Origin of the sequence: Shewanella sp. SG41-4 (assembly GCF_014164505.1) — a bacterium.
Classification (GTDB): Bacteria; Pseudomonadota; Gammaproteobacteria; order Enterobacterales; family Shewanellaceae; genus Shewanella.
Window position 1 is genome coordinate 22,573 of the sequence record NZ_JACJFI010000016.1, and the last position, 10,736, is coordinate 33,308.

Annotated in this window: 10 protein-coding genes; 2 read left to right on the forward strand and 8 right to left on the reverse strand. The window is 41.8% G+C overall.

Annotated elements, in window-relative coordinates:
• Positions 1-184: 184 nt before the first annotated feature.
• The 4 genes from H5202_RS03140 to H5202_RS03155 form a co-directional block, all read right to left on the reverse strand.
• Positions 185-1,471 carry a peptidoglycan DD-metalloendopeptidase family protein gene (locus H5202_RS03140; RefSeq protein WP_182770764.1) on the reverse strand — a complete coding sequence of 429 codons (1,287 nt, stop codon included), beginning with the start codon at positions 1,469-1,471 and terminating at the stop codon, positions 185-187.
• 312 nt (positions 1,472-1,783) lie between these two features.
• The gene (locus tag H5202_RS03145; RefSeq protein WP_182770765.1) at positions 1,784-5,482 is read right to left on the reverse strand and encodes an AAA family ATPase; all 3,699 of its coding nucleotides are present in this window, start codon (positions 5,480-5,482) and stop codon (positions 1,784-1,786) included.
• The gene (gene sbcD / locus H5202_RS03150) at positions 5,482-6,810 is read right to left on the reverse strand and encodes an exonuclease subunit SbcD (protein WP_182770766.1); all 1,329 of its coding nucleotides are present in this window, start codon (positions 6,808-6,810) and stop codon (positions 5,482-5,484) included. Before sbcD ends, H5202_RS03145 begins: the two co-directional genes overlap by 1 nt.
• A gap of 106 nt (positions 6,811-6,916) precedes the next feature.
• The gene (locus tag H5202_RS03155) at positions 6,917-7,678 is read right to left on the reverse strand and encodes a TSUP family transporter (RefSeq protein WP_182770767.1); all 762 of its coding nucleotides are present in this window, start codon (positions 7,676-7,678) and stop codon (positions 6,917-6,919) included.
• A gap of 296 nt (positions 7,679-7,974) precedes the next feature.
• On the opposite strand from H5202_RS03155, the gene H5202_RS03160 reads away from it, so the two are divergent.
• The gene (locus H5202_RS03160; protein WP_182770768.1) at positions 7,975-8,652 is read left to right on the forward strand and encodes an SDR family NAD(P)-dependent oxidoreductase; all 678 of its coding nucleotides are present in this window, start codon (positions 7,975-7,977) and stop codon (positions 8,650-8,652) included.
• Positions 8,653-8,751: 99 nt separating this feature from the next.
• Here the strand turns inward: H5202_RS03160 and H5202_RS03165 are convergent, their stop codons facing one another.
• On the reverse strand, positions 8,752-8,955 hold the full coding sequence (locus tag H5202_RS03165; protein ID WP_182770769.1) for a hypothetical protein: 204 nt from the start codon (positions 8,953-8,955) through the stop codon (positions 8,752-8,754).
• A 97-nt stretch (positions 8,956-9,052) separates the two neighbouring features.
• Here H5202_RS03165 and H5202_RS03170 point away from each other — a divergent pair, with 97 nt between their 5' ends.
• Positions 9,053-9,259 carry a hypothetical protein gene (locus H5202_RS03170; RefSeq protein WP_182770770.1) on the forward strand — a complete coding sequence of 69 codons (207 nt, stop codon included), beginning with the start codon at positions 9,053-9,055 and terminating at the stop codon, positions 9,257-9,259.
• A gap of 106 nt (positions 9,260-9,365) precedes the next feature.
• Here H5202_RS03170 and H5202_RS03175 read toward each other — a convergent pair whose 3' ends face one another.
• The 3 genes from H5202_RS03175 to H5202_RS03185 all read right to left on the reverse strand — a co-directional run.
• The gene (locus tag H5202_RS03175) at positions 9,366-9,752 is read right to left on the reverse strand and encodes a ribonuclease E inhibitor RraB (protein WP_182770771.1); all 387 of its coding nucleotides are present in this window, start codon (positions 9,750-9,752) and stop codon (positions 9,366-9,368) included.
• Between the two features lie 10 nt (positions 9,753-9,762).
• Positions 9,763-9,996 carry an RNA-binding S4 domain-containing protein gene (locus H5202_RS03180; protein ID WP_182770772.1) on the reverse strand — a complete coding sequence of 78 codons (234 nt, stop codon included), beginning with the start codon at positions 9,994-9,996 and terminating at the stop codon, positions 9,763-9,765.
• 50 nt (positions 9,997-10,046) lie between these two features.
• Positions 10,047-10,736: SDR family NAD(P)-dependent oxidoreductase (locus tag H5202_RS03185; protein ID WP_182770773.1), on the reverse strand; the 690-nt coding region annotated here is incomplete at its 5' end.

The window sequence follows — 10,736 nt, forward strand, 5'->3', positions numbered from 1 at the left end:
ATCTTACTACAGTGTAGGAGCTGTTATGACATTAGTGGCCAATAGCCTTAAAGTAATGAACCAAGACAATGATATTGCTGGTTAACGGTGATGTCGAATAAACAAAAAACATAAAAAATGCAGCCAACTGGCTGCATTTAATATTTGTGTCACAACTAAAGTCTGTGTAATGAGCCTTAGCTAATTAACCTAAGTCCATCATCATGCTGCGGCTACGAACCAAAGCTTGAAACTCTTGTAATTGCTTTTTAGGTAATACGTTAGCTTCTGCAATATTGGCTTTCATTGCGTCAATAGGACGACCATTAACGATGAACTCATAATGTAAATGTGGGCCAGTGGAAGCACCGGTATTGCCGGATAACCCAATCACTTGACCACGAGTGACACGCTGACCTCTTTTAACTAAAAATCTCGATAAATGCAGATAACGAGTCTGCACCTTATTGTCATGTTCAATCACAATATAATTACCCGCGAAAGCATGTTTAGTCACCATAGTGACAACACCGTCACCCGGAGCAACTACTTGAGTTCCTATCGGAGTCGCAAAGTCGGTACCGTTATGTGGACGGATACGACCTGTAATTGGGTGTTTGCGACTAGGGTTAAATCGAGAACTCAAGCGGACTTTTCTATTTAACGGAATACGTTGGAAGGCTGGAGTTAAACTTTGACCTGTAATGTCGTAATAGTTGCCATCAGTATTTTGAAAAGCAGTAATGTCGCGACGACCAGTATTAATCCTAATACCTTCGACGGATGTTATACCGGTAGGCTCACCTTCAACAAATTGATCGTTAACTAATACCGAAAAAGTATCACCTGCACGCAGCTCACGCGAAAAATTTAGTTTAGATGTTAAAAGTGACTCAACTTTTTGAATTTCTGCAGCACTTAGGCCTGCTTTTTTAGCCGATACATAAAAAGAGCCATTAATTTCGCCGCCAACGATACGATTTTGCCAAATGCCATCGATGTTAATGTCATTTACACCGTATGTTCCGTCTTTAAAACGAGTGAACACCACTTGATGAGCTGGGCTAAAGTACAGTTCTAGCTTATCAAGCTCGCCATTAGCGTTGTCCCAAAATTGGATTCGGTTACCCGGTAAAAGCGTATCTAGTGCTAAGACTTCTAAATCAGCCTCAAGTACTTTATACATAGTTCGTTGGTCGATACCAGCTAGCTCGAATAAATGACTTAAGGTATCACCACGTTCAATTACGCGATTTAAAATCGGTGAAATAGGCTTAACAAGCTTCAAAGCGCTATCTTGCTGAGCTATGTGTGGCAATAACGAATCGATATCGATTGCCACTGGAATACGTTGGGATGAAAACTCTTGTTGTGTTGGCCATAATAAAGCAGCCCCGACAACAAATACACTCGCTAACAAGAGTTTCTTGTGCAAGTTTGGCAAGTTCAATTGACTTACCGCTGGCCTTTGGAAGCCCATAATTTTACTCATTAGCAATGTATAATCCACCTTAAAAGATGACGCTTTATATTTTTTATTTTTCTTTTACTGCAAATTGTTATTGCGATATTGGGCATAAATTCAGTTAACTCGATGCCTTCATGTCGTTTTTTATGGTGAATATGACCCAATATTTGATACTACGGCATCCAGTATAAACAGCTAAAAATACCGACTTTTGCACTCAAATTGCATATCAACGCTCTTTTATATCAAAAAACAATCAAATTACAAATATAAAATGATATTTAATTAATAATTAATTTGAACTCGATTACAGTAATAACGGGAGTTTGAGGCAGATCAACTCCCGTTAATGGCAAATTCGTTCTGTAATTTGCTAATACCAAGACCGTTCATTTTAGTCACTTTTATCTGTACGTCGATCCGCTCTTTCATGGCTTCAATATGGCTAATTACACCAATCATTTTGCCCGACGCATTTAAATTATCTAATGCATCTAAAGCGGTATCTAACGTTTGACTGTCCAACGTACCAAAGCCTTCATCTAAAAACAGTGAGTCAATGCTCGTTTTATGACTAACAAGGTCAGATAATGCGAGCGCAAGGGCTAAACTCACTAAAAAGCTTTCACCGCCCGACAAGGTTCGGGTGTCTCGCACAGCATCACCTTGCCAGGTATCGAGCACTTGTAGCTCTAACGCATCGGACTCTTTGCGTTCAAGTAAGTAACGACCTTGCAAACGTTCCAGCTGCCTGTTCGCCAATGCCACTAAATGATCTAAAGTAAGCCCCTGAGCAAACTTACGGAACTTATCACCTTTTTGTGAGCCAATTAACGAATGTAAATAAGCAAGATCGTCGTAATCTTGTTGCATTTGGGCTTGTTCCGCTAACAGTTGCTGTTGCCCTGCCCGCTTATTGGTATCTTGCTCCAACTCATGACTTAAACGCCAAAGAGTTTGCTTGTCTTGTTGATGTTTCACTTCCATCGTTTGATGTTGCAGCATTATATCGCCATGTTGAGCAATATCGTATCCGTGTTGCTCTGCCAACTGCGCTAACTCTGTTTGTTTTGCTATGGCTTGCTCAACTAACGTATTGGCTTTAACAATATCGTTATCAAGTTGCTGTTTTAGTTGCTGTAAGGTGTGACGATCTTGTGGCGTCAATAAAGCTTGCTCAAATGATTGTTGATCTGCAAATGGACTAGAGTGTAATGCTGCTTGCCATTTTTCCTGCAACTGTTGTAACTCTTGATTCGCCTTGGTTGTTTGCTGCGTTGTCGATTGCAGCTGCGCTTGCAAACCAGCAAAATGTTTATCCGTCGTTTGCAGTTGGTGTTGAATTGAGACAAATACCTGCTGAGCTTGATCTACTGCGTGTTGACTAAGCAGTTTTTCATCTTCAACTACTTTATCTGCAAATACGGCTTTACGCTTTGTGAGTACCAACTCGAGTTGCTCGTTAAGCGTAACCACTTGCTCAGTCACTTCAGCTAGCTTAGTTGCCATTTCAGTGGCGTGTAGATTGTTTGCGGTGAGCTTTTCTGCGGTGACACTGAGCTGCTGTTGGTTATCAATAGCCTGCTGCTGCGCTTCAGCCCAACGCTCAAGTTGTTGTTGTAAATGATGCAGCCAAGTGTCGGCATCCTCAAGTGTCGGCGGCGTTAACCCTGTAGCAATAATGTGCGAATCCAGAGCGCTACTCAGTTGCTGCAGCTGCTTGCTAACAGATTCAATTTGCTGCTTATGACTCACTAAACCTTGCGACAAATTATCGAGCTGCTGTTGCAATAACCCTTGCTGATTAATTAATACTGCCAACGCTTGTTCTGCTTGAGTAACATTATGCTGATGTTGATGTAAGGTTTTTTGGCATTGATTAAGCTGGCTTATCGTTTGGGCAAGTTGCTGCTGTTTGGCTTCTGACTGGGCAATATAATCATTTAGTTTATGTTGTTGCTCCTCATGTAATTCAAGCGTTACCGCAAGCACCTGAGTGTGTTGCAGCCACTGTTGCTCAGTTAATTGTAATTCAGTTTGGGCCAGGCTTAATTGCTTGAGCGAATTGTCATGGTTAACTTGCAACGCCGTTTGTTGATTTTTAAGCAGTTCACCTTGCTGCTTAATCGCATCTAGTTCAATTTGTAGTTGCTGCATTCTTTGCTCGGTAACAGACACATTCAATGCTTCATAACGCTCAACTAACGGGTGATCTGTCGAACCGCACAATGCACAAGGTTCACCGGCTTTAAGCTTGGCACGTTCTAAGGTTAAATTAGCAATTTGCTGTTCTTGCTGCAGTATGGTTTGCAGATCTTTTACTTGCTGATTTTTTTCACTCCATTGGGCTCTTACCAGCGAAAGTGACTGCGCTAAAGCCTGTAAATCAGTGTTAAATTGCACCGATTGACTGCTTAATTGCTGGCATTGTTGCTGCTGACGCACATAGTGACTAAATAACTGGGTTAACTGATAACGCCCTGCTTGCTGCTCGACCAATTGTTGGTAATCATAATTAATCTGACTTTCGTCTTGCCCGGCCAATAATGCCGTTATTGCTTGCTGGCTATCGACTTGTTGAGTCAACGCTTGGGTGACCGTCGTTTTGGCAATGTCTATCTGTGGCGAAAGCTCAGTTAACGTTGTTTGAGTTTGCTCGATATTGTATTGTTGCTGAACTTGTTGAGAGTCAAGTTGGCTCAACTGCTGGTTTAATTGCAACACTTGGTTGTACTGTGTCTGCCAAGCCGCAAACTTTTTAGCCACTTCTTGGCCTTGTGGCAAACTATCAAGTTGTTGCTGTATATCTTGCTTTGCAGACGTGAGTTGCAGTTGCAGCGCCATCAATTGTTGCTGTTGCTCAATCGTTTTGTGTTGTTGCTCGGCCGTTTGCTGATGGCTTAATCTGACCTGAGACAATTGATAGTTCAATTGGCTAATGTGTTGGTCTAACGGCAACACCTGTTTGTCGATAAGATTAAGCAAATCTTTGTGTGCTTGATTGGTTTTATCAACGCTTTGCTTAGCTTCCGTTTGCTTTTGGGTATGCTGTTGCAGTGTTTGCTCTGCTACACCAACTTGTTCTGTTAACTGTTCAATCTGTTCCGATAATGCTCGGGCGCTTAACTGGGCTTTTTGTTGCTGTTCAAATAGAGGCTGAATTTGCTGTGCTGGCTCACTGTATTCAAGTCGAGTTAGTTCATCGCTATGTTGCTGTACGCTAGACAGTGCTTGTTGCTGTTGAGCCTGAATGTTAACTAATGTCTGCTGCGATTGCTCAGTACTGTCTGCCCAGGTTATAAATTGGCTTAATTGAGCTAATTGCTGTTGATCGATCACAAGCGCCTGATTGAGTTGTTCAATCTGTAGTTGCTGCGCCACAACTTGCTGTTCATCAAATAACTCAACACTGCCAAGCTTAGCTTCAAGTACTTTCAAGTTCGTTTTGGCATCAGAATAATGCTGATGGACTCGCGCTGAAATTAAACTATAAATTTCAGTACCGGTTAGTTCTTCCAAGAGTTCTGCGCGCTCATTGGCTTCGGCATTTAAAAACGCGGCAAACTGGCCTTGTGACAACATCATCGACTTAGTGAAACGAGCAAAGTCGAGTCCGGTGATTTCTTCAATTAATTCGGTTTTACGTTTTATCTGACTGGCAAGAATTTTACCGTCACTGAGTTTAGCCAATTCGACTTGCGCATCTTGTAAATTGCCATCGGCTTTGTCGCGCGAACGACGCTGGCTCCAAAAAGCGCGATAAGCGACACCTTTAACTTCAAATTCAACTTCAGCTAAACATTCTGCGGTGCCACGAGTCATTAACTCGTTGGTGGTTTTAGAGATGTTACTTAACCGCGGTGTACGATGGTAAAGCGCTAAACAAATCGCATCGAGAATGGTGGTTTTACCTGAGCCTGTAGGACCTGTGATAGCAAATAAACCGTTTTCAGCAAATGGCGATTGGGTAAAGTCAATTTTCCACTCATTTTTAAGTGAGTTAATATTTTTAAAACGAAGGCTTAGAATTTTCATTATTGCTCACCCTCGGTTGTACTTTTTGTGGCAACAGCTTCTGTCGACGTTTCTTGTAACACATGGCTCGCGGCCGTTTCTTGACTGTTTCGCTCTGACTCCACCTCGGCATACACTTGGTTAAAGCGTTGCTTTATTCGCCCTAACTGTGCCTGTTGCGATTCACTCTCAAACTCTTCTTGCGACAAACGTCGCCCAAAGACCTCGTCGACACTGAGCTCGGATAAGGTTTCATTATCGAGCTGCTTAATGTGTTGCTGTCGTTGACTGCGGGCACGTTTTAACTGCAATACTTCAACCGCTTTGTCTTGCGTCATGTCGGCAATGCGTGATTGTAAATCAGACAAATAATCTTGTTGTGACACTTCAATGCTTAACCAAGTCATTTCTGCGGATTCTGCTCGCAAAGCAAATGTGCTTATCTGCTGTTCAATGCTATCTAGGTCACCTTTTAGCACCTGCATCGGCTGGAAAACTGGCACCATTAGTGGTGTAATTTGAGATAATTTAGCGTCACTAAATTCGACCAAAAACACCGATTTGTTAGTGGTATTATCTGTTGCCAGTTCATCAAAACTTAACGCTATCGGTGAGCCGCTATAACGAATATGTTCAGATTTAGCCACCACTTGGGGCCGATGAATATGACCTAATGCAATGTAGTCTGCTGCTGGAAATAGCGCCGCATTAAAAGCATCTAAACTGCCAATATAGATATCACGCACGGATTCTGAGGTGCTTGCACCCACTGTGGTTAAATGACCTGTCGCGATAATAGGTACAGGCGTGGTTAATGTATTATTGAGTTTTTCAGCTTGCTTAAAACAGCGCTGATATAACTCACTAATGGCATCACCTAATTTGCGCTGTTTGTCTATTGATGATTCACCAGACTCACTTAACACCACATCACGCGGGCGTAAAAAAGGTAAGCCACATAAAATAGCACCAACGTCACCTTGACGGTTTTTTAGGGTAAAGACATGCTCTTCAAAATGCTCTAATGCACCAGGGATAACCACAGTATTTAGGCAGGCAAGGAGATTTTTAGATTCATTCAACGTCGACACAGAGTCGTGATTACCGCCCAATAAAATCAGCTGGCAACCTGTTTGCTGAATGTGAACAATAAATTGATTGTATAGCGTACGGGCATAACTTGGCGGTGTGCCAGTATCGAAAATATCCCCTGCGACAATAAGCGCATCAACTTGGTGAATGTTTATTTGTTCAAGTAACCACTGCATAAAGGCCTGGTGCTCAGCTGCGCGACTTTTACCATAAAAATATTGGCCAAGATGCCAATCTGATGTGTGAATAATGCGCATAACATCCCTTCAATAAAAACAAACACGTACACCACATAATGATGGCGTTAATAAACCCGAACTATCGCTACTATGATCACATGTACCGCGATCACATGCACTGCTATCACATGTATTGCGACCACAATAATTTGCCGCTCATGCCTAATGACATCACTACCACCAAAGGTTTAATAATTTTAACGCCTTTGGTCACCACTAAACGCGAGCCTAACGTTGCACCAATTGCTTGGCCGACCAGCATAATTAATCCCAATACCACCGCAACTTGACCACCAATTAAAAAGAAAATTAACGAAGCAATGTTAGTGGCAAAATTGAGTAGCTTTGCATGGGCGGTTGCCTTGGCCAAACCAAAACCAGCCAATGAAACAAATGCTAAGGCAAAGAAACTGCCGGTGCCTGGGCCAAAAAAACCATCATAAAAACCAACGCCTAATGCGGCTGTAAAGGCAAACACACTTGGAGTGAGAATTTGCTGACGATCTTGTTCACTTATTTTTTTAGAGAATAAAAAATAACAACCAATGGCTAGAATCAAAAACGGTAGCACCACTTCCAGTAGTTTAGTGTCTATCATTTGCACTAATATTGTGCCAATTGACGCACCAATAAAAGCGCATATCAACGACAGTTTGATACTGCGTAAATCAACCATCCCTTTACGTACAAAATATAAACTCGCAAAAAAACTCCCACCGCATGCTTGCAACTTATTAGTACCCAATGCCGCAGCAGGAGGTAATCCTGCCCACATTAATGCGGGAATGGTCAACAAGCCTCCTCCACCAGCAATTGAGTCAATAAACCCCGCAACCAGAGCAACAAAAAATAAAATAATCGCGAGTTGGAGCGTGAGTTCAAGCATGGAGAGTCTCGTTATTAGGAATAGCGTGAAGTCGGCAGACATAATATAAGGCGTTATTAGACAATCTTTATCGTCAAAATACAAAGCGTTCTGTGTAATTTATTCAGCTTTAGTTAACTAATTTCGGCTTGGGCTAATAAACGGTTACCAAATAGCTGATAGCCCAGTAATAACCTTATATTGACTCAAACAACAGATTTAAAATCGATTTGAGAAATGGACTACTACTACTTTGCGCTTCACTTAGGCATTGTTATAGTAGCCAACCTAGTAAATATTGAGCTGAAGGTTTTATTATGATTGTTATTACCGGCGCAAGTAGCGGCTTAGGTGCTGCACTAACACAACTGTATGCAGCAGAAAATCAGCCGTTATTGGTGACAGGTCGCAGTGAGCAAAAATTAGCGGATGTGATGGCTGGCCTCATTACACCACAACAAGCTAACGTTCAAACTCACGCAGCTGACTTATGTGTGGCCGAAGATGTCAGTGCATTATTTTCGCGTTTATCAACGCCGCCAAGCAAGGTTATTCATTGTGCAGGTAGTGGTTACTTTGGACCAATAGAACAACAAGCACCAGAAGCGATTAATCAGTTAATCCACAACAATCTCACCTCAAGCATTTTAGTGCTGCGTGAGCTTATTAGTCGCTATCGTGATCACAACGTTACAGTGGTAGTCGTGATGTCGACAGCCGCTCAGGCAGGCAAAGCAAATGAATCAACTTACTGCGCCGTAAAATGGGCCGTAAAGGGATTGGTAGAATCGTTGCGTTTAGAATTGAAAGGCAGCCCAATGAAATTGATTGCGGTATATCCCGGCGGAATGGCAACGGACTTTTGGCAAACAAGTGGCAAAGACATTAATACATCAAGCTTTATGACGGCAATAGAAGCCGCCACAATGCTCAAGCAAGCTTTAATAGCGACAGAACATGGTTACGTCTCTGACATCACCATTAACCGAGGTTAATATTCCGTTAATAAGTTAACCTAAAACAGAACGAACGGTTTATTATCTCATCCTAGTTGTTCGTTTTTTTCTTGAGTTCGTTTTTTCTTGAGTTTGGATTTATTTGGGTAAAAACGGTTTAGTTGACCAATACCAGCAATATATCCATCCTGCAGGAGCAAAGATGAGGTTTAACACAATAGCGTAAAATCCCACCAATGGTAAATTTGTGGTTTTCCCCTTGGCAAACTTTAAGGTAAAGAACACCACAACTAAGGTTAAAACGAAAATAATTTGGCCAATCAATGTGCCATTTAACGCCATGATGCCACCCTTTAATCATCAAACCCGTTATGCTCAAATAGCAACGACGTTAAGCTGATGATACATCTCATATTAGATTATTGATAAGGCTACTACAATGTGTAAAAAAGTCATCGCAATACTGGTGTCGATTGGTTTTATTTTGTCCTTGTCAGCTTGTGCTGAATTAAAGCAGACTGGTAAAGAGATCGGTCATACCACAAAAAAAGTGACCACTGCTATCGGTCACGGCACCCGCGATACCGTCAAGGCCATTGGTCACGAAACCAAAGAAGTGATTAATGACATAAAAGAAGATGACTAATCAGATTGCTTTGTATAATCAAAAAGCCGTTAATGCTGGGCATTAACGGCTTTTGTTTAATTGGATTTTCAATCTTCAGTAATGGCTATGTTAGTTGCTGGCAATGTTAGTGTTTACAATGCTCGCTGTGAACATGCTCATCATCTGCGAATTCATTATCACTGGCTTGGTTTTGCATCACGCCCCAACCATCAGAAATACCGTCAAACTCTTGTGCAAAGGTATTTAACTCAGTTTCTTTTGCAACAAGTGCTGTGTATTCAGGGACCATTTGCAAACAAACAATCACTTCCCACTTGGTACTTTCTTCATCAAAATTAAGCTCAAGCTCACCTTGCATGTCTTTTTGGCTTAACGCTTCTAAGGCCGATTCGGCATCACGCTGGTCGTCAAACACCAAGAAAAAATCAACTTCTATTGATTGAGTAAGATCAATACCGGCATCAGCCATTGCAGCCAACATTTGGCCATTATCATCGTCTGGGAATTGCATCTATCAATCCTTACTGTGTAGGAACAATTTCAATTGTCGTGCCATTGAACGAAACAATATCGCCAACAACACACTTTTTACGTTTACGAGTATCAACTTCACCATTGACGGTTACTTGACCTTCGGTAATGACATGCTTTGCTTCGCCACCACCGTTCACTAAACCGAGTACTTTGAGTACTTTGTACAGTTCTACGAATTCATCACCTTGAAGTAATGCAAACGCTTGAGTTTGAGTCGTCACAATAATCGCCTTTTAATCAAAATATGTCGGCTATTATAGCCTATGCCAGTTTAGCAAGCATCAAGCATTTTGAATGGGCTATCAAACGAATATTTAAATCCTAATTGACAGCAGATTAACTGACCGTTGATAATTTTATTCGGTTGCTGCTGTTGATTAAACTGCGGGGGATTTAACCCAAGATGTTCTGCAGCAGCAACATAAAACACCCCACGAGTAGGATGGTCGTCTGCTGCCAGATTATAAATCGGTAAAGTATCACTACGAGAAAGGATTAAGCTAACGGCTGCAATACAGTCGTCTAAATGCACCAGATTAACCGCAACATTGGCACCAGTGACATCCGTTTTTCCGGCAAAAAAACGTCCGGGGTGTCGCTTAGGCCCAACCAAACCTGAAAATCTTACGATACAGCTGTTTTCCATTGCAGAAAACATCGCCTCAGCTTGTAATAATGTGTCACTGGTATCATTAAATGCAGCAGCATCTTGTTCGGTTACGGTTTGATCTAGCGACGGATAAACCCCAGTCGTGCTGATAAAAATAACTTTTTGATATTGGCGATCACCCATCAAGTTTGTCAACTGAGTTAAATAGCCAAGGTATTCAGTTTCGCCTCGTCTAAGTCCCGGTGGTAAGTTAATCAAGATGGCGTCGGCATCGAATAAAGAAGCCTTTTTTGTCAAATTAGTAACATTTGCCAAATCTAATTGATAAGCATCAATACCGGCCTGCTGTAA